The organism is Rhizobium sp. Root1204 (assembly GCF_001424965.1).
GTDB lineage: Bacteria > Pseudomonadota > Alphaproteobacteria > Rhizobiales > Rhizobiaceae > Pararhizobium.
Genome location: NZ_LMCZ01000018.1, coordinates 65,554 through 83,654 on the forward strand (window position 1 = coordinate 65,554; position 18,101 = coordinate 83,654).

Below are 18,101 nucleotides of genomic sequence, written 5' to 3' on the forward strand. Positions count from 1 at the left end.
ATCAATGAAAAAGTTCCTGAACTTCGCTGCTGCGGCCTCGGTCGCGCTTTCGTCAGCGATGGCCGCCCACGCCCAAACGCCCGTTCCAACGGCAAGCGACGTTCTTGTCAAATATGGCGAGGTTGAGGGATGGACTGTCTATGCAAACCAGACCCGCGGAGATTGCTTGATCGTGCGCGATTTTGGCCTGGGCTCGGTGCAGATGGGCGTGACCGCGAATGAGGAGGTGGGATACCTAGGCGTATTCACCAAGGCGGATCTCGGCCTTCAGAACGCGACCAAGTCGGAGGTCTTTGTCTCAATCGACGGCAATCTATATGCTGGCATCGCAACCGCCACGCACGGCGAACTCAAAGGCGGCTACTCTGGCGGCTACATCCTTTCGGACGACCCCAGGTTCAAGCGCGCCTTGGCGAAAAAGTACGAAATGGCCGTGTTTCCTGAAACCAAGGGAGCCTTTGTCGTGGACCTGAAGGGAACATACAAGGCAATGGCGCTGGGCGCGAAGTGCCTTAAACGTTGACACGATCAGCCGCTCCGGTCGATCCCGTGCTCAGAGAGCGAACGCAGCTCACCAGTATGATCTCAGGCCGCGGCGATGACGCAAACACGGGAATTAAGTGACTGACCGAGGCACGTTGGCGCTGAGTCAGGTTTTGGTGGTGTGCGTAAGCACAGAGGTGGCTATTATCCCTGTGGGCGAGCGGGACACCTTCCGCGTTTCGACAGGGCGGGGCGACGAATTTGCCCATGGGTCACCGGGAAGTCCGGATAGTCGCGAGCGGCCGCCGATGGGCGTCAAGGCGGGGGGAATTTTATGTAGCTGACCTGCACATCGATACGCTGAGGGTGAAAATCCGGAATTTTCAGTGATATCAGTTAGTTGAACGGGATGTCTTGGTTCGATTCCGTTCAAGGCGGGGGATAAAACCGGAAAAATTAGCCGGTACGGCATCAACACAGGTGCAGATGCCTGAACGAAGGGAATTCTTAGCGGACAACGACTGAGACGTTGATAGATTCGGATTTGTATGCGCCAGCGCATCCTGGCTTCCGATTACACATCGTGAGGGAAAACACCATACTTGCGGCCCCCAATTTGGTGGATTGCTTGTCTCTGACGACGATATCAAGTGCCCATGACCATGGCAGGCAGATGCGGATAGTTAACTAAATCAGTCCCATAACGGGCAGGAATCCGACTGTTGCAATTTATAAACCGGGTCACGCATCTCGGTTCCTCTGCACCAGTAGCGATATTCAACGTGGCCAAGTATATCTTTGTCACTTTCTTCATTTAGATGTTCGTTATCGTTGGGAACATCAATCACACTTCCAGGATGTTGAGCAAGATAGGCTGCAATCAGGCCGTCACAAACTTGCCTCCTTCCGTTTCCACCACCCAACCGCCCACTCCAAGCCTTCCCATCCGGGCTTGCGCTTCCGGGCCATGGCTGCACTGTACCCCATCGCTCAACGCCATGGTTAGGATGGCGGCATTTAGAATAGCAACTCAAGGCATAAGGCTCTAACTTTCCAAGCTCAACGGTGGTTGTTCTCTTGCGGAGCAAATCCAAAGCCGCGGCGATCGGAATGAAATCGTTCGCTTGTGCGCCTCCTATTGTTCCTCCTTGAACAATTCCGATAACTTCGCCGCTTTCGTTCATGACAGGGCCTCCACTGTATCCAGTTTGGAGAAGGCCATCACCCCGGAGCAATCCGAGTGGAGTTGAAAGATTTTGAATTCCAATCACACCTGGAGTTAGGCCTGAATCTCCTGGGAAGCCCAAAGCCAGAACTCTGTCGAAAACCTTTGGAGAGGTCGCGCTTAACGGGATTATCTGCCGACAGCTAGATGATTGTGGCAATTGCCAGATCGCAACATCGCGCTCGTTGTCCTGTTCGCGGCGCTCGAGTTGAAATTGCACACCCTGGCGGGCCCCAACCACCGCAAAAAGTTTTGTGGCGCCGTCAGGAAAGTTATGAGCAACAGTAATGATATAGCCGTCGCGGCTAACAATGAACCCTGTCCCAGAAATCAGAATAGTTCCGTCCGAATTTTGCGCTTCAAGATAGACAATTGCTCGAGCGGCGTCGGAAAAAATCTCATCAGGGGTGTTCGCCGAAGCTTCACTTAGAAAAAATGGTACAAGTGCCGCGACACTTAATAGAATATGCGGCCATATTCTCATTTTGAGGCCTCCCTTAGACTATTTCTAAATAGGCATTCAACCGCATCACGGCCGGAACGCGCTTCCTGTCCACTGTTCGGAACACGCTTCTGTCCAAAGTTGAGAATGGCTTTACACAAATGAGGCTGGATCTGCCATCGTTTGCTACGTTTCCACTCAAGAGATGTATTGAGTTTTCTCCGGCAACACCGCTGTAAAAGCCAACATGTCCAAGGCCTAGGGATTGACCACCTGTATCAAAACAAGTCCAAACAACGACATCGCCCCGCTTGGGATTGTTTGTACGGCGGAAATACGTTCGGTTTGCCGAACTCAAAAAAGACTGTGAAGCCGCACTGTTGGTGCTTTGTTTGCCGGCTTTCTTAATGCACCAATTGGCAAACGCCGCGCACCAGTCGACCATATCGTTATTAACCTTTAGGCTGGTCGCCTCGTTGAAAAACCGTACAATTAGCGGATTCCAAGCGGCTGGTGCAGGCCATTGAGATATAGCGTCGCGGTCAGAAACATAAAATCTGTCGACAAAACTCTGGGCCACCTCAAACGGGGTGGCCCCTACGGTCTCTTAAATAATCTTATTGACCTTAGCTTTTTGTTCTGAAGTTGCGGGGCTATATCCAAAATTTACAGGAGCATCAATTGCTTCAATCGGTGGGTTTTCAAGTTGGAAAAATTCCGAATCCTCAGATTCAATTTCTTGTCCCACCGACATAGAGGGAAGTGAAAGACCGCCCATAGTTGATACGGCGCCAACTTTGAACAAGCTTCTCCGGGTCAGCATAAAAAGCCTCCAAAATGGGATAAAATTACACAGTAATGTCGTAAAAAAACGTGTGCCATCATACTATTATGCTTAATGAGATTGCAGATGGCTCGGAAGCGACGGCGTGCCAGTTCAGAAGGTTCGTTTCCGACGCGACACGCTGCTGCAATTCTTTGAGCGAGCAGAGCCGGCGATTGTAGGGATGGAATCCTGCGCTGGCTCTCAATGGATTGCCAGGAAGATACAGGCGCTCGGACATAAGGTGCGCTTGATCCCCGCGCAATTTGTGAAGCCCTACGTAAAGTCGAACAAGACCGACATCATCGATGCGGAGGCGATCGCTGAGGCAGCTACGCGGCCAACGATGCGGTTTGCAGCACTCAAGAGCGAGGAACAAGCCGATCTTCAGGCTTTGCACAGGGTGCGAGACCAGATGATCGGAACGCGAACCCGGCTGATCAATCAGATGCGAGCCTTCTGCCTGGAATACGGGATTGCCCTTCGCCAGGGCGCGGGTCTGTTCAAGCTCGATCTGCCGCAGGTTCTCGAAGACCAATCAAACGACCTTTCGTCGGCGATGCGCAAGCTGCTCGCAGATCTGTTTGCCGATCTGCGCCAATTGGAGCAACGTATCAGTGACATCACACGCGAGATCGAAGCCATAGCTAGTCGAGAGGATGTGGCTCGACGGCTCATGACGATCCCCGGCATCGGAGCATTGGGGGCGACTGCACTTCTTGCAGCGATTGGCAGTGGACGGCAATTCCAAAAAGCCCGCGATCTGGCGGCGTGGCTCGGCCTCGTGCCGCGGGAATACTCGACCGGCGGAAAGCAAAAGCTTCTCGGCATCAGCAAGCGAGGAAACCGCTACGTGCGCAAACTGCTTGTCCATGGCGCACGATCATGCTTTCGTCATCTCGACCGAACAAAGGATCGACTGGGGAACTGGCTGGATGGTCTCCAAGCCCGAATGCACCCGAACAAAGCTGTCGTCGCACTTGCCGCCAAAATGGCCCGGATCGTCTGGGTCGTCCTGAACAAGCCTGGAGCGCTCTACGAACGCAGAGACCCTGCCTTCACCTGACGCTCCTGGCTCGATTGCAAGGCTCGGGAATAGTGATGACGAAACAGTGGATCAACATGCCGTAAGTCCTGTGCAAAAAAGCGGGCTTTGTGCCCGAACCATTTATTGGGAACGGTGTGTGCGGATCTCATCATGGCCTGGCTGCAACCGCAGCCCACTCGCGAGAGGCCGGATACATTTATGCAACTGGAATCGTCATTTGCGATGTCGCGAACCCTTGCACGGATGGGGCGGACCATACATTTTTTGAGGCGACATCCTTCAAAATGGCATTGTCCAGCATGGTCTCGGCCAGCAGCTTCTTCAGCTTGGCGTTCTCGTCTTCCAAAGCCTTCAGCTTGNATTTTTTTGAGGCGACATCCTTCAAAATGGCATTGTCCAGCATGGTCTCGGCCAGCAGCTTCTTCAGCTTGGCGTTCTCGTCTTCCAAAGCCTTCAGCTTGCGGGCATCGGAAATCTCCATGCCGCCAAACTTCGCCTTGTATTTGTAGAAGGTCGCTTCGGATATCCCGTGCTTGCGGCAAACATCGGCCGTCCTCAGGCCGTTCTCCTGCTCTTTTAATATCCCGATGATCTGCTCATCCGTGAACCGTGAATGCTTCATGCTGTCCGTCTCCTCAGAGTAACGGACTCTACCAAAATTTGGAGGAAGTTTCGGGTCTCAGGTCAGCGGCCTCACCAATATTGATGATGTTCGGTCACAATGTTCAGCCCTGGCTGATTGTCCTNCCAGTCCATAAGTAAGCCTTCCTTTTAATATCCCGATGATCTGCTCATCCGTGAACCGTGAATGCTTCATGCTGTCCGTCTCCTCAGAGTAACGGACTCTACCAAAATTTGGAGGAAGTTTCGGGTCTCAGGTCAATCGGAAGCGCGCGCCTAAACGCTGCAGGCAAAATTATCCTGGTCAACAGAACGCATCCTGTCATGCCGCTGGCTTTGGCAGCCTCTACCTCTCCAGCTGGTATTGATTGAATGCCGCCGCGCACGATTTCGGTCACGTAGGCAGCGGTATTGAGAGAGAACGCGATGAATGCACAAGACCAGGGATCTCGGAATATGATCCAGAGGATGCTGTCTCGGACTGCCGTGAATTCGCTGACCCCGTAATAGAGCGCGTAGGTCTGGACCAGCAGCGGTGTTCCCCTGAACACATAGGTATAGGCTCCAATGGCTGGGCTCACAAACCTCGTGTTCCGCGCTCTGAGAATACCAAGGGGAATGGCGATAAGCGCGCCCGCTGCGCTAGTCAACACGAACAACAGGGCTTTGTTGACGAGACCTTGGAGGAAAAGCCGCCATTGCGACACAATCAACATGAAGTCAATCGGAGACGTGTTCGCGCTGAAGTCAATTAGGGCCAGGAGCATGTTCAATCCAAGGCGTTTTCGGCGCGTGTCTTGAGACCGTATTTCTTCGCAAATGCGAAAAATACGATCCCGGAGATTGCGGTTGTGAACAGGTATGCCAGCATCGTGGCGGCGAGAAAGAGAAACATGTGGTGGCTTGATCGCCCGGCCTGGAAGCTATTAAAGACAATATCCTCCATCCCGATTACCGACACGAGCGCGGTCGTTTTCATCAGGACTTGCCAGTTGTTTCCCATTCCAGGCAATGCATAGCGCATCAGTTGCGGAAGAATGACGCGCGTGAATTGTCTGGATCTAGGAATTCCGAATGCGATGCTAGCTTCAATCTCCCCGCGCGGGATGCACAGAGCTGCCCCTCGAAACGTCTCGGTCATATAGGCGCCGAATATGAAGGCGATCGTCGTGGTGGACGCGCCGAATGTGCTGATCTCATAGTAATTCCACAGGCCGGTCCAGTCACCAATCTGGTTTATCAGGGCTTGACCGCCGTAATAGATCAGCAGCATCAGCACGAGATCAGGGATCGCGCGGACCACCAACGTGTAGGACGACACGACTCGTCGAACGAGAGGGCGGCCTCTCAGGCTACCCCATGCGCCGAATAGACCAAAGAAGAGCGCCAGGGTAAACGAGGTCAGGCCGACGCTAATCGTTACCAGCGCCCCGGACAGCAGGAAGCCCGCATAAGGGAGAACGATCTCGAACATTAGGTGGACCGACGGTTGGCGCGCGCGAGAAAGCGGTTTAGATGAACCGAAGATGGCTTGCTCAAGATCTCTACCGGTGAGCCCTGTTCCTCGATCTCCCCCTCATGCAGGTAAATTACCTTGTTGGAGACATCCCTCGCGAAATCGATTTCATGGGTTACGACCAACATTGTGCGACCTTCTGCCGCCAGATCCTTCATCACGCTCAGAACTTCGCCCACCAGTTCCGGGTCGAGTGCGGACGTGGGCTCGTCGAACAGCATGACATCGGGATTCATCGCGAGCGCCCTCGCAATGGCGACACGCTGCTGCTGGCCGCCTGAAATATGATAGGGATAATAATCTCGCCGGTTATATAGTCCGACCTTGGCCAGCAGAGCGTCGGCATGTTCAATCGCTTCTGACCTAGATTTCCCGAGGACAGAGATTGGCGCTTCCATGACATTTTCGAGCACCGTCATGTGAGACCACAGATTGAAACTCTGAAAGACCATGCCAAGACGGGATCGCATCTTTGCGAGTTGCTTAGGGTACTTGGCATGAAGTTTGCCGCCTCTGCTTTCTAGGACGAGCTCTTCGCCTTTCAGGCAGATGGACCCGGACGAAGGCTGTTCAAGCATGTTAATGCATCGAAGAAACGTACTCTTCCCAGAACCCGAAGCGCCGATGATCGAAACGACGTCGTGATCGCGGGCGCATAGGTCGATACCCCTGAGCACCTCCAATGACCCAAAATTCTTGTGAATTGCCTTGATATCAAGGGCGACAGCTGCGTCCTCTACCATACAACGACGGCTCCCAAACGTTTGTGCTCTGCTTGAGCAGTGTACGGACGATAGGATGAAGGGGAGGCGATGGTAACAGCTCTCTATCAAACCGGTGTTTGAGAGACAGATGGCCTTGTGGCCAGCAGTCTTGAGTGGTTGATTTCAGAGGCCGAGCGCTCAAAAAATCTAGGGAGTCACGCGACAGCGACTCTCGAATGTTCAGCCCAGCGATCGAAACAATACCAACCCTGCGAAATAGGCGAGACCGACAGAACACCCGATATTGAGAGCCATCCAAGTGTGAGGCCCAACAAAGCGGCGGGTCCACGCGATAGCGCCGGCGCAGATAAAGCACCACAGCACCGAAGCAGCTATGAAACCCGCAAGGAACAAAGCGAATGCCGTCCAGCCGGGGTTAGCAACTCCCAGCGCCGCGATAGTCCCGCCGAGCCCGGTCCAGTACGTGATGTTTTGAGGGTTGGCGAGTGACAGTGCGGCTCCGGTTGCGACAGCTGACCGTCCGGCGGTGGCCGGCGAGGAAGGATCGAAGGTCGGCATGGCCGACAGCCCATCACGCAGGGCTTGCCATGCTGTCCAACCGAGAAGCATAGCGCCAGCGATGGAAAGAGGCCTTTCGACATAAGGAAGCGAGAAAAGCGCCGCCGCCCCGAGCAGGCCCAGAACGGCCCAAATCAAGTCCCCAGCGAGCGATCCGATCTGCACGTCCAGAGCAGGGCGAAACCCTCCCGCCATGCCTCGGCGCAGGCTCTCCGCAAAAATCGCGCCCGGCATGGCATTAAAGATGAAACCAAGGGCAAAAGCGTACATGAAGAGTTCGGTCATTCTAATTCCCGATCAGGATTGATCGCAAACCTGTGACCTGCGCCTCATCTGCCGTCTTGAACGTGATTTCACCCCTTTCGCCATCGACCAGGGGGGACGCCGTATTGAGCGCGGAAACGGCGCGTCAGATGCGCCTGATCCGCAAAACCGAGATCGGCCGCGGCATAGGCGATGTTCTCGCCTCTCTCCATGCGAACGCGCGCTACGTTCAGCCGGCAGTTTGACGCCCAAGCAAAAGGCGGCAGACCATAGGTGCGGGTAAAGGCCCGCACGAGTTGAACCGGCGTCAAGTCAACCTCCGCCGCCAGTTCCGCAAGGGTCGGCATAGGTGTAAGACTGGTCAGGCGATCGGCCACTCGCTGGAGTGCGGGTGGGACATGCCGCGAAACGCCGGGCCGCCGCGATCCTGCAAGCACGAGAAGATCGTCCAATGTCTGCATCAGGCGCTCCAACGCCTCGGTCTCGGTAATGTCAGTATCGAGCGCATGAGCAATAGCCGACTTCATGCGGAATGCTGCGTCGTTATGCTTGAGGATCGGGCGATCAAAGACCGTTTCCGGCGACAGGTCGAAGGCATCGGAGAGAAAGGCGGGATCGACGTAGAGGCTGAGGAATTGCCATTCGCTGCTGACGGGCTGGGAGCTTTGAACCTGCCCCGGATTGTAGAGCGTTATCTCTCCTTCACCCGCCTCAAGCGCTTTCCTGTCGAGCCTGATTCTCTCATGGCCGCGCAAATTGACGCCAAGAACGAACTCGTCGTGGAAATGCGGCGCAAAGTGATGTCCGCCGCAGTCGAGCCTGGCGACTTCGATACCTGACAAATTGCGGCGTCCGAAAAACTTCATACGGCATGTATAGAGGCGCAATCTTATTTTGTATGCTTTTGCCGTAGGATTCCCGAACATCGGCCAAGATCTCTCTTCCATCACCAGAAGTTCCATAAGGTATCTTATCTGATACACGCATAAAGTGTAATACCGTCAACCTCGCCAAAAGGTAGTGATGTAAATTCCCAAGCTATATGGACAGAACTTGTAAAACCATCACCACTGGACTCGATCTTACGTGCCGCCGTAGCGGTCGATCATACGACGCAACTGGGCGTTCTGCTCAAGCAATTTCGCAGACAGTTTCAATCGAAGACTTTTGATTTCAAGGTCTAGCTCACTAGCTTCGTCAGTGGCCGTTTTCTTCGTCGCCACAGGCTGGGCTAACGCTGTTTTGAAAACCGCCCGCTTACCTAGGTTTTCTCGCGGTGAAACCGCTTTCGCCCGTCGCCCTTTTGATTTTTTGGGAACGGTCTCTGTCCCACCGATCCCATCGATAGTCGTCACGGCCGTCGCTACCGGTGCGGGCTGGTCAGGTGCTTCCGGTGCAACGCTAGCTGCCGGCTGCGAAGGCACGGGATCGGTTTGCGCCGCAGGTAAGGATTGCTGGGCGTCTGCTCCGACGGAAGCGGGCTGCCGGTCTGTTTTGTTCCCGTCAGCGATCGATTGAGGACGCCCTTCCAATTCCCTTTGCCGTGCATTGATCTGCTCGAACAAATCAACTTGCGGGTCAGATGTAGGCGCGGCCTCATCGGGCGATGCAACGGTAACATCTGACTTGCGGCGTGATGCAAAGCCTTTGAATAGTTGCCAGGGTGATCTCATCGTCGTCTCCCGACTCGTTTGCTGGTCCATAGTACAGAGCGGGAGACCGGGCTTGCAATGCAAGCCCGGTTTTTAGTCGCCAAGCGGCTTTACATCGGCGGCTGTTGGCGATCGTCTACGATCAAGCTATCCCGAGCTTTCTACGGAGATCAGCGTTTTCGGCGCGGAGTTTGCCGGAAAGCTCTTTACGAAGCTTCTGGTTTTCTTCTTCGAGCTTGAGAAGCTCGGCAAAACCGTCCGTATCAACCGGCGCGGCCTCGGGTTTCGGCGCGCGCTTGCCGGGCTGTGCCTTCGCAGCTTTGGCCTTCTTTGCCGGAGCTGGTGCCTTTGCGGCCGACTCTGCTGCAACAGACGCGCTCACAGCCACTGCTTTCTTTGCGGGACCGCGGGTCTTCTTTACCGGCGCGCTTACCGAAGTGTCAGCCACAGCTTCCGCAGCGGCTTTTGGCTTCCGCGGTGCGCGCGTCTTTTTTTCTTTTGCCTTCGAAGCCGCCTCAGCGGACGCAGTGTCGACTGCAGGAGGTAAATTCGTATCATCAGCCATTGGTGGGTCCTTGCTTAGGGAAAATCGTTCACGACCGTTTTAAGTCGCTGTCAATATGCACAGAATATTATTTCGAGTTTATTGACGAGAAATTTCAGAGCGTTGTCGCCCTGCGCGGAGGCTTCTTGGTATCCGTCATGTCACGAACACTTTTTCCCAGACACGGTTGCCTATAGCAGCAACTGATCAGCGGGTGGGCTTGCAATCGAAATCGGGCATTCAAGTACCCCTGCCGGTCCTATTGTCAGTCGCACAACAGATCACCTTCGGTACTGCCACGATCCGGATCGGGTTGTTATTGAATTATTGGTGAAACACTCATTGGGATCCATTAATTCTCGATAGATCGACGCGGGGATCAGCGCTCGCTGGGTGGTCCCCGTGGCTGGTCACATCTTTCGCGGGGGTGGCCAGCGTAGATGGGGCACCATCGTGGTTCTCAGACTTTATGTTAGCAGCGCCGGTCTCCGGCTTCCCGGGCTCCGGCTCAAGAAACACGGACCTACCCTCGAAATACCCCCTCTGCCAAGCATAGACGGCATCATCGAACGCCTCTGGCGGCTCAGACCCATACCATTTCGTGACGATGCGATAGACCTTCGCGAACAGTCCGGTCCCCACACGAATATTTTCGCAGGCGTCAACGAGGTCGACCTTTAGCTCGGAGGCTTCGTTCACACCGATCCCGGCGGGGTATCGCGTAACTCCAACTCATGACGACCGCGTGGCCAACATATTTTGACACGATCGCCATCGCCTCCTCGCTCGTCCTTGCAACGGGCACGAGAACGAGCCGATCGCCGGATTTCACGGTAACTGATAGGGGGTTCTCGGAACCGGCCTCGGCAATGAACCGTTCGATGATGGCGGGCTTCAGGGCTGGATCCGCGCATTTGGTGATCAAGGCAGGATCAAACATAGATGTTCCAAAGGCTCACGTGTTGAAGGATACGATGATGGGGGTGTTGAACAGAGTTGCCCAGGCGAGTGCACTCGTGCGCTGGATCTAGACGATTGAGGTTCCAGCCGTCCACCAGCCGTTCCCGCTTGCGACGATTACATCAGGCTTATGAAGCTTCGACTGCAGGACGGCCACGTGAGCAGCTGCTCGTAGCAAATCAGAGTGGCAACGCGAGCGCCGGCCACGACGACGATCGGATTGGCGAAGAAGTTGGCCCGGGCGCCGCCACTTCTTCCCAACCATGACAGCCATGGTTGCCACATGGACACGGGTACCGGCATGCGCTGGCGATACCCTGGCGATCCGCCATCCCTGTTCACTGCGACCACGACGTTGTCGTAACCGGCAGGATCAACCACCGAAGCGCCGGCGAACACCGTGACTTCGCTTCCCTCCAGAGCTGTTCGCCAATATCGTTCCATCGTCGGCGTCCAGAAGCCAAGCGCGCTCCCGGGAAGGACCACACTCGAGCTCCGAGTGCCGCTTCCGCTCGCACTGCCCTGATAAGTAACTGTTGCTGCTCAAGATCAAAACCGCGGCCCATTGATTGGCCAAGAAGTGTGTGGACACCCACCCAGCCTTTCGGCGAGGAAGGAGGCGCCCAGCTTGCGGCAGACCAGCGGGCGATGTGGAGAGGCTCAAGGCGGCGGGGCAAATGGATATGGCGCGAGACATCGACGCTGTAATCAAGTCCATGCGACGGCTGGTTGACCATGAAATGGCGCGGGCGAGAATCGCCGATAGCAGCCATCATGCCAGCTCCAATCTGGCCAAGGTAATCGCCAGTGTCATCGCCGTTGTCCAGCGTACCCCGGCCGGCCAGAACATCGAGTGGATCGTCGTTGTTCCCGTAAATCTGAAGGTGCGGATTGATCCTGACGATCTGGCTGAACTCATTGGCAATCTCTGCGAAAACGCGGCCCGCTATGGCAGGGAAGAAGTCTCCATCCATGCGAAGCCAAACGGGGCGATGGTGGAGATTGACATTCGCGACGATGGTCCCGGAATTCCGGAAACGCTTCTGCCTTACGTGCTTCGGCGCGGCGGCCGTCTGGATACGACAAGCGGGGGAGCTGGCCTCGGACTTTCAATCAGCGAAAGCATCGTTCAGGCCGCAGGCGGCACGATCACTCTTGAGAACGCGGGGCCGGGGCTCAGGGCTTCCATCCGATTGCCCGGGATAGCGTAGTGATGGTTTAGTTCAATGCCGCATATTGGCCTCCGCCGAGTGAGCGGATAGCGTCCATCAATCTAGCTTGAAAAGATTGAACGCGTGTGCAATATGAACACGTGTTCAACGCGCTATCTACGGTTAGAGTCCATGGAATCAAAGTCCTACCCAGACACATTGGAAGCTCGTGCCGACCTCTGCCGCGACGTCATTCGCTCTGCCGGAGAGCTGGTATTGAACGGGTTTCACGGCGAGGCAACGCGCAACTATTCGATGAAGGGCCCCCAGGATTTCCTGACGGTCACGGATGCTGCTTCCGAAGCGCATATTCGAGATGCGCTTTCAGCGCATTTTCCGAATGACAGCTTTTTTGGGGAAGAGGGTGGTGGCGATATTGCCGAGCGGGTCTGGGTCGTCGATCCGGTCGATGGAACAGCCAATTTTGCCCGTGGCATCCCGCATTTTTGTATTTCCATCGCCTATGTCGAAAATGGCCGCACCGAAATCGGAGCCATCTACAATCCTGCCCTCGATGAACTCCATTTCGCCCGCCGCGGCGAAGGCGCAACGCGCAATGGGCTGCCGATCAAGGTCGCTGACACAAAGCGCTTCGATGCGGCCTCCATCGAAATGGGATGGTCGACCCGCGTGCCGAACGCCACCTATCTCGATGTCATCAAGAATCTGCTCGATATGGGCACCAATGTCCGCCGCGCGGGGTCTGGCGCTTTGGCGCTCGCTTATGTCGCCGATGGCCGCTCGGATGGTTATATCGAGTTGCACATGAATTCCTGGGATTGCCTCGCGGGCCTGCTACTTGTCAGCGAAGCTGGTGGGGACGTCTGCCCGTTCCTCGATATCGGCAGCTTGAAGGATGGCGGGCCGGTGCTCGCCGCCGCCGCGGGCGTCGCGCGGGGTGTCAGCAAGGCTTCGAATATTCCGCTCGCCGCATCGCAAGTGCAGGACTTGCAGTTGGCAACGTCGGCCTGATTTCTGAAGACGAGCCTGTGAAGGGCGCGCCGCGTGCGTGCGAAGGAGTAGAAATGGATGGACCCGTTTATAGCCGGCCTGCAATCAGCCTGATTGGCGAAGGCCTTGGCCCGCATGGCGCAGCGCTTTACATCGGTGGCAGCGATGGTGCACGCGATCTTGGGCTTCTGCGCCAGCACGGTATTACCACGGTGGTCAATTGCGCGGTCAATCTCGATATAAATTTTGTGTCGGGGGCAGGGGAAGAGGGCGATCTGCGGGCAAGCGGCTACGGCGACATTCGGTATTACAAGCTCGGCCTGATCGATGGAGAAGGCAGCCCGGACACGATGATGCTTGGCGCCTATTATATTCTCGATGGCGCGCTGCGGCAGACGATGCCGAAGCGGGAAACCTATCCCTTTCTGGACGGCGGCAACGTGCTGGTCAACTGCCGGAGCGGTCGCAGCCGGTCCGTCTCGCTGGTGGCGCTTTTTCTGCACAAGCAGCAGCCGCATCTTTACCCCACTTTGGACGATGCAGTCGCCGTGATCCGCGAAAAGCGGGAATTGCGGCCGGATGAATGGTTCGAAACGCCAAAACCGATGCTCTATGCCGCCGCCCGTCGCGCTTCTGAATGGATTGACATCATCGAAGGCAGGAAGCAGCTGTAATCATGCTGACACGCAATCTCCCGTCAGTCGCCGTCATCGCCGACGCTCATTTCCATGACACGGCCGCCGATTTCGGCTTTCCCGGCATCGAGATCGATGGCCAGCGCATAACCATGCGCAGTTGGTCGGACACCCGCCAGTCTACCCGCGTCTTCAACGAAAGTGCCGATGCGCTGCATGCGGCGCTCGACGAGGTGCAACGCCGGGGTATCCGCCATGTCGTGCTGCTCGGCGACTATACCGACGATGGGCAGCGGGCCACCACCGGAATGCTGAAAAGCATCCTGCAGCGCCACAGCGATAAGTATGGCACCGGCTTCTACGCGCTGCCGGGCAACCACGATATCTTCGGCCCGCGCGGTCGGCACCATATCAAGGAATTCCTGGCGGAGGACGGTCGCGGCCTTTCCGTTTCCAGTGATACCCGGCTTGCTGGTGAGCGTGTCGTTATCAACGGTGGCATGTATTGCGAAGGCTATCCCGCGGGCCTTAGTCCCATGGCTGCCTTCGGTTATTTTCGTCACCCTGACTACTTGCACTGGGAAACACCTTTCGGCGAATCCGATGCGCCGGAAGATCGTCTCTACGACGTTTGCTCGCCGGATGGCAGGAATGTCTACCGATTGATGGACGCTTCGTATCTCGTCGAGCCTGAAGCCGGGCTCTGGTTGTTGATGATCGACGCCAACATCTTTGAACCACACGACGGCATCTTCGAGGCAGGAGAAGAAGCGGCCTTCACCGACAGTACATCGGGCGGCTGGAATGCACTTTTGCGCAGCAAGCCCTTCATCATCGACTGGATTGCCGATGTCAGCCGCAGGGCGCAGGCCCTTGGCAAGACGCTGCTTGCCTTCTCTCACTATCCCGCCCTTGATCCCTTTGACGGAGCAACCCGTGCCGAAGGCGCGCTGTTTGGTGAAACCAATGGTGTGCGCCGGACGCCGCGCAAGGCGGTTGAAGATGCCTTGCTGCAGGCGGGACTCGCCGTCCATTTTAGCGGGCATCTGCATGTCGAAGGTGTCACGCGGCGGGAGGCTGCGGATCGATCGTTGACCAATATCGCCGTGCCATCGCTCGTCGCCTTCCCACCCGCGTTCAAGGTCGTTCATCCATCGCAGGATGCGATCGCCATCGAAACCGTGGAAATGTCCGCATTGCCGGTCAGCGGCCCAATCAGTGCCGGATATGCGCGGGAAACTGAGCTTGCCGGCGAGGGGATGGACCCTGCCTTCACGGCCGGCAACTACGGCGCCTTCCTGCGCTGCCACAAGCGCGCGCTGGTCCGGCATCGCTATTTCCTGAAAGAATGGCCGGCCAATATCGTGGCAGCGATCCAGGATCGCACCGTTGCGGAGGTCCTTGGCTCGTTCAGCAGAAAACCCGGGCCGCCGGCCGACGCAGTTCTGTCTGCCGCTCTGCCGATGCTGGATTTGATCGCCGACTGGTACTGCCTTCGCCAGGGAGCAGCGTTGGCATTGCCACATATCGAGCCCGAAAGGCTCGTCCTGTATCGCGCACTGGCGGAGCGCTTCGGCCACGAACCTGAGGATCACGACGGCACCCTTGAGGGCTTTCTTGGCATTTTCTTCGGCGCACTCGGGCTGTTTCTCGACCGCGCCGAACGCGGGTCGCGGAGGATAACGGTAGACCTTGCACCGCGGCACGAACTGCTCGCGGTATGACCGCGGACCGCCTTCCGACGGGCGAGGCCGTCCATGAATTGCGTATCTGCGACCCCCGACAGCAAGCGAGGTGATCTGATGGAATCGATTGTTATCAGCCTCAATCTCTTCGGCGCCGTTGCACTGCTGCTGTTTGGGCTCGGCCAGATCAAGGAGGGCATGACGCGTGCCTTTGGCGCCAAGCTACGCATCGGGTTGGCCGCCGGCACGCGTGGTGGGCTCCGCTCCTTCATCGCCGGCTTCATCGCAACGGTCGCCCTGCAGAGTTCCACGGCAACAGCCTTGATGGTGGCCTCTTTCGTCGAGAAGGATCTGATCGTTCCGGCCATGGCGCAAATCGTATTGCTTGGTGCCAATGTCGGCACGGCAACAACGGCGTGGATCGTTGCCCTTGGCCTCGGTTGGCTTTCGCCGATGTTGATCCTTGCCGGTGTCATTCTTTCGCGCACCAAGTCGGCACCGCGACAGGGGGCGGGTGCCGCTCTCGTCGGCGTCGGCATGATGCTGCTTTCGCTGCACCTGCTTTCCGCTGCGACCGATCCCATACGGCAATCCCCGGCGCTCAGCCTGTTCATCACCATGCTCGGCAATGCCTGGCCCGTCGCGCTGATCTTCTCGGCGGTTCTCGCAGTCCTGGCATCCTCAAGCCTTGCCATCGTCGTTCTGATCCTGTCGCTCGCGGCAAACGGCAGCATTGATACCAGTCTGGTCATCGTGCTGGTTCTCGGTGCCAATCTTGGAGGCGCTATTCCACCCGTGCTGGCAACGTTGAAGGCGCCGGTTTCTGCCCGCCGGGTCACTCTTGGCAACCTCATCGTACGGGCGATCGGCTGTGTTGCGGCCCTTCCACTCGCCGGGTATGGCGCCGGGCTGCTGGAAATGTCGCCTTTCTCGCACACCAATTTCGCTGTTGATGCGCATCTGCTTTTCAATGTCGCCGTTGCCATCATCGCCTGGCCGCTATCGCCGCTGCTTTTGCGCGCAACCACGGTCCTTCTTCCGGAGAAGAAGGAAGACGATGGCGATCGTAGTTATCTCGACAGCCATGATCTCGACCGGCCGGTCGCAGCCCTGGCTGGGGCAAGCCGTGAGGTCATGCTGGTGGGCGATTTGATCGAGCGCATGCTGGTGCAGGCCAGTGAGGCCATGCGCCACAACGATCTGTCCAAGCTCGCCGGCATCAGCGTGTTGGAGGGGCGGGTGGACCACATCCAGCATGGGATCAAGGTCTATGTCTCGAAGGTCGGTCAGGACGGGTTAAGCGGCAAGGACCATCGACGCGCCATGGATATCGTCGAATATGCCATCAATCTCGAACATATCGGCGACATCATCGAGAAGGGGATTCGCCCGGAAATTGCCAAGAAGATCAATCTCGGCCTGCAATTCTCCGGCGACGGCAAGAACGAGCTCGAGCAGCTTTTCACCATCACGCTCGACAATATCCGCATGGCGCAAACGGTATTCGCGACCCAGAATGCGGATCTCGCGCGCCGGTTGGTTGAAGTGAAGGAAGATGTGCGCCGGCTGGAAAAGCAATCCGCCGAACGGCACCTGCAGCGCCTTCGCGACGGCCGGGCCGACAGCATTCAGACGAGTTCCGTGCATCTCGACATGCTGCGCGATTTGAAGCGGATCAATGCCCATATCGCCTCGGTCGCCCACCCAATCCTGGACCAAAGCGGCCTTCTGAGCGAAAGCCGGATCAAGCAGGCGCTTTAACGGGCGGTAATGCGCTCGACCAAGGCGACAGGTACGATTTGGAGCCGGGTTTCCGGCTCGTCGCTTGCAAGCGCCGTCAATACCTTCTCGGTCAAGGCGTCGACGGACTGCCTGACCGTCGTCAATTGATAGCTCTTCCAACCGGCCTGCGGAATGTCGTCAAAGCCGACAATCGACAGGTCTTCCGGTACACGACGGCCCATTTCCAACCGGGCAGCATCTGTAAAGCCCAGTGCAAGCAGATCCGTCACGCAGAATGCGCCATCAATTGCTTTATCGCCTAACAGGTCGCACCCCGCCTGATAGCCACTTTCATAGCTTGTCGGGCCGTCGAACCAGGAAACGACTTCGGCACCTTCCATGGCCATGCGTTTGCTGAAGGCCGTCGCTCGCCGCACCTGTGCCGGTGTCTGGCTTGCGCTGGATATCACCGCGACTTTTCGGCACCGAGCCTCGATCAGGCGCATCGCGGCGAGATCGGCTCCATGGGAATCGTCGCTCAGCACCATATTTGTATCCGTGCGGTCGAGCCTCTGATTGATCAGGATGAGCCTGACACCATTGGCCATGCACTCGTCGATAATCGATGCTGGCGGCTCGCCGGAAAGGACCACGATTGCCTGCGCACGGAATTCGAAGAGAAGCTCGATGAGCGGCGCGATATCCTTGCGGGCGTCTGCCGCATTCAGCAAAAGACATTGCAGCCCGCGCCGCAGGAGGCCGAGGCTCAGGAGATCAAGCTGCTTGGAAATGAAGGGCGAACTGAGATTTGTTCCGACAACGCCAATCAAGTTCGACCGGTCGTTGTTCAGCCCCTGGGCCAGACGATTGACACGGTAGCCCAAGTCACGGGCAGCTTTTAGGACCTTGCGCCGAACCGACTGTGAGACGCTACCGCCGGGGGTGAATGTGCGCGAAACAGCCGAGCGCGAAACCCCGGCCTTCTTGGCCACTTCCTCGGCCGTTACGAAGCCTCTTGCCATGCACGTCCCCAATT

Annotated in this window: 19 protein-coding genes and 2 pseudogenes; 7 read left to right on the plus strand and 14 right to left on the minus strand. The window is 56.8% G+C overall.

All coding sequences use genetic code 11. The features are described 5' to 3' along the window. Positions 1–4: 4 nt before the first annotated feature. Positions 5–523 carry a hypothetical protein gene (locus tag ASC96_RS17015; RefSeq protein WP_037102076.1) on the plus strand — a complete coding sequence of 173 codons (519 nt, stop codon included), beginning with the start codon at positions 5–7 and terminating at the stop codon, positions 521–523. A 652-nt stretch (positions 524–1,175) separates the two neighbouring features. Here ASC96_RS17015 and ASC96_RS31870 read toward each other — a convergent pair. After that, positions 1,176–2,192, minus strand: a complete 1,017-nt coding sequence (locus ASC96_RS31870) for a serine protease (protein ID WP_082512129.1) — start codon at positions 2,190–2,192, stop codon at positions 1,176–1,178. Positions 2,193–2,757: 565 nt separating this feature from the next. After that, positions 2,758–2,973, minus strand: coding sequence for a hypothetical protein (locus ASC96_RS32730; RefSeq protein WP_156397598.1), 216 nt, complete (start codon positions 2,971–2,973; stop codon positions 2,758–2,760). 97 nt (positions 2,974–3,070) lie between these two features. On the opposite strand from ASC96_RS32730, the pseudogene ASC96_RS17020 reads away from it, so the two are divergent. Beyond that, positions 3,071–4,039, plus strand: a pseudogene (locus ASC96_RS17020) (IS110 family transposase); the annotation flags it as partial. Between the two features lie 342 nt (positions 4,040–4,381). On the opposite strand, the pseudogene ASC96_RS17025 reads toward ASC96_RS17020, so the two are convergent. From ASC96_RS17025 to ASC96_RS33860, 11 genes and pseudogenes are all read right to left on the minus strand, one after another. Next, a pseudogene (locus ASC96_RS17025) lies at positions 4,382–4,643 on the minus strand (transposase); the annotation flags it as partial. A gap of 223 nt (positions 4,644–4,866) precedes the next feature. Further along, on the minus strand, positions 4,867–5,409 hold the full coding sequence (locus tag ASC96_RS17030) for an ABC transporter permease subunit (RefSeq protein ID WP_060504334.1): 543 nt from the start codon (positions 5,407–5,409) through the stop codon (positions 4,867–4,869). A 2-nt stretch (positions 5,410–5,411) separates the two neighbouring features. Further along, positions 5,412–6,116 (minus strand): ABC transporter permease subunit, encoded by a 705-nt coding sequence (locus ASC96_RS17035; protein WP_060504335.1) that lies wholly within the window; start codon positions 6,114–6,116, stop codon positions 5,412–5,414. After that, positions 6,116–6,901 carry an ATP-binding cassette domain-containing protein gene (locus tag ASC96_RS17040; protein WP_060504336.1) on the minus strand — a complete coding sequence of 262 codons (786 nt, stop codon included), beginning with the start codon at positions 6,899–6,901 and terminating at the stop codon, positions 6,116–6,118. Before ASC96_RS17040 ends, ASC96_RS17035 begins: the two co-directional genes overlap by 1 nt. A 201-nt stretch (positions 6,902–7,102) precedes the next feature. After that, positions 7,103–7,726, minus strand: a complete 624-nt coding sequence (locus ASC96_RS17045) for a LysE family transporter (RefSeq protein WP_060504337.1) — start codon at positions 7,724–7,726, stop codon at positions 7,103–7,105. A 68-nt stretch (positions 7,727–7,794) separates the two neighbouring features. Further along, positions 7,795–8,547, minus strand: a complete 753-nt coding sequence (locus ASC96_RS17050; RefSeq protein ID WP_162246368.1) for an AraC family transcriptional regulator — start codon at positions 8,545–8,547, stop codon at positions 7,795–7,797. Between the two features lie 240 nt (positions 8,548–8,787). Continuing rightward, complete coding sequence (locus ASC96_RS17055) at positions 8,788–9,378, minus strand: hypothetical protein (RefSeq protein WP_060504339.1); 591 nt, start codon at positions 9,376–9,378, stop codon at positions 8,788–8,790. A gap of 121 nt (positions 9,379–9,499) precedes the next feature. Beyond that, on the minus strand, positions 9,500–9,922 hold the full coding sequence (locus ASC96_RS17060) for a hypothetical protein (protein WP_060504340.1): 423 nt from the start codon (positions 9,920–9,922) through the stop codon (positions 9,500–9,502). A 318-nt stretch (positions 9,923–10,240) separates the two neighbouring features. Then, positions 10,241–10,600: a hypothetical protein gene (locus ASC96_RS34390; protein ID WP_348270808.1), complete on the minus strand. Its 360-nt coding sequence runs from the start codon at positions 10,598–10,600 to the stop codon at positions 10,241–10,243. Continuing rightward, complete coding sequence (locus ASC96_RS34395) at positions 10,563–10,841, minus strand: hypothetical protein (RefSeq protein WP_348270809.1); 279 nt, start codon at positions 10,839–10,841, stop codon at positions 10,563–10,565. Before ASC96_RS34395 ends, ASC96_RS34390 begins: the two co-directional genes overlap by 38 nt. 137 nt (positions 10,842–10,978) lie before the next feature. After that, positions 10,979–11,305, minus strand: coding sequence for a nitrilase-related carbon-nitrogen hydrolase (locus tag ASC96_RS33860; RefSeq protein WP_244482120.1), 327 nt, complete (start codon positions 11,303–11,305; stop codon positions 10,979–10,981). A gap of 233 nt (positions 11,306–11,538) precedes the next feature. Here ASC96_RS33860 and ASC96_RS33205 point away from each other — a divergent pair, with 233 nt between their 5' ends. From ASC96_RS33205 to ASC96_RS17095, 5 genes are all read left to right on the plus strand, one after another. Then, positions 11,539–12,072, plus strand: coding sequence for a HAMP domain-containing sensor histidine kinase (locus tag ASC96_RS33205; RefSeq protein WP_060504342.1), 534 nt, complete (start codon positions 11,539–11,541; stop codon positions 12,070–12,072). 132 nt (positions 12,073–12,204) lie between these two features. Next, on the plus strand, positions 12,205–13,044 hold the full coding sequence (locus ASC96_RS17080; RefSeq protein WP_060504343.1) for an inositol monophosphatase: 840 nt from the start codon (positions 12,205–12,207) through the stop codon (positions 13,042–13,044). A 53-nt stretch (positions 13,045–13,097) separates the two neighbouring features. Beyond that, positions 13,098–13,697, plus strand: a complete 600-nt coding sequence (locus ASC96_RS17085; protein ID WP_060504344.1) for a dual specificity protein phosphatase — start codon at positions 13,098–13,100, stop codon at positions 13,695–13,697. Positions 13,698–13,699: 2 nt separating this feature from the next. Then, positions 13,700–15,382 (plus strand): metallophosphoesterase, encoded by a 1,683-nt coding sequence (locus ASC96_RS17090; RefSeq protein WP_060504345.1) that lies wholly within the window; start codon positions 13,700–13,702, stop codon positions 15,380–15,382. A 78-nt stretch (positions 15,383–15,460) separates the two neighbouring features. Further along, the gene (locus ASC96_RS17095; RefSeq protein ID WP_060504346.1) at positions 15,461–17,104 is read left to right on the plus strand and encodes a Na/Pi cotransporter family protein; all 1,644 of its coding nucleotides are present in this window, start codon (positions 15,461–15,463) and stop codon (positions 17,102–17,104) included. Here ASC96_RS17095 and ASC96_RS17100 read toward each other — a convergent pair. Next, positions 17,101–18,087, minus strand: coding sequence for a LacI family DNA-binding transcriptional regulator (locus ASC96_RS17100; RefSeq protein WP_060504347.1), 987 nt, complete (start codon positions 18,085–18,087; stop codon positions 17,101–17,103). The genes ASC96_RS17095 and ASC96_RS17100 overlap by 4 nt on opposite strands. Positions 18,088–18,101 lie beyond the last annotated feature (14 nt).

Excerpts from the sequence above, each read along its gene's own strand:
- ASC96_RS17055 (WP_060504339.1), bottom strand. The coding sequence starts at position 9,378 with ATGAGATCACCCTGGCAACTATTCAAAGGCTTTGCATCACGCCGCAAG.
- ASC96_RS17080 (WP_060504343.1), top strand. The coding sequence starts at position 12,205 with ATGGAATCAAAGTCCTACCCAGACACATTGGAAGCTCGTGCCGACCTC.
- ASC96_RS17060 (WP_060504340.1), bottom strand. The coding sequence starts at position 9,922 with ATGGCTGATGATACGAATTTACCTCCTGCAGTCGACACTGCGTCCGCT.
- ASC96_RS32730 (WP_156397598.1), bottom strand. The coding sequence starts at position 2,973 with ATGCTGACCCGGAGAAGCTTGTTCAAAGTTGGCGCCGTATCAACTATG.
- ASC96_RS17040 (WP_060504336.1), bottom strand. The coding sequence starts at position 6,901 with ATGGTAGAGGACGCAGCTGTCGCCCTTGATATCAAGGCAATTCACAAG.
- ASC96_RS31870 (WP_082512129.1), bottom strand. The coding sequence starts at position 2,192 with ATGAGAATATGGCCGCATATTCTATTAAGTGTCGCGGCACTTGTACCA.
- ASC96_RS34395 (WP_348270809.1), bottom strand. The coding sequence starts at position 10,841 with ATGTTTGATCCTGCCTTGATCACCAAATGCGCGGATCCAGCCCTGAAG.
- ASC96_RS17085 (WP_060504344.1), top strand. The coding sequence starts at position 13,098 with ATGGATGGACCCGTTTATAGCCGGCCTGCAATCAGCCTGATTGGCGAA.
- ASC96_RS17045 (WP_060504337.1), bottom strand. The coding sequence starts at position 7,726 with ATGACCGAACTCTTCATGTACGCTTTTGCCCTTGGTTTCATCTTTAAT.
- ASC96_RS17015 (WP_037102076.1), top strand. The coding sequence starts at position 5 with ATGAAAAAGTTCCTGAACTTCGCTGCTGCGGCCTCGGTCGCGCTTTCG.
- ASC96_RS33860 (WP_244482120.1), bottom strand. The coding sequence starts at position 11,305 with ATGGAACGATATTGGCGAACAGCTCTGGAGGGAAGCGAAGTCACGGTG.
- ASC96_RS17095 (WP_060504346.1), top strand. The coding sequence starts at position 15,461 with ATGGAATCGATTGTTATCAGCCTCAATCTCTTCGGCGCCGTTGCACTG.
- ASC96_RS33205 (WP_060504342.1), top strand. The coding sequence starts at position 11,539 with ATGGATATGGCGCGAGACATCGACGCTGTAATCAAGTCCATGCGACGG.
- ASC96_RS17090 (WP_060504345.1), top strand. The coding sequence starts at position 13,700 with ATGCTGACACGCAATCTCCCGTCAGTCGCCGTCATCGCCGACGCTCAT.
- ASC96_RS17030 (WP_060504334.1), bottom strand. The coding sequence starts at position 5,409 with ATGCTCCTGGCCCTAATTGACTTCAGCGCGAACACGTCTCCGATTGAC.
- ASC96_RS17035 (WP_060504335.1), bottom strand. The coding sequence starts at position 6,116 with ATGTTCGAGATCGTTCTCCCTTATGCGGGCTTCCTGCTGTCCGGGGCG.
- ASC96_RS17100 (WP_060504347.1), bottom strand. The coding sequence starts at position 18,087 with ATGGCAAGAGGCTTCGTAACGGCCGAGGAAGTGGCCAAGAAGGCCGGG.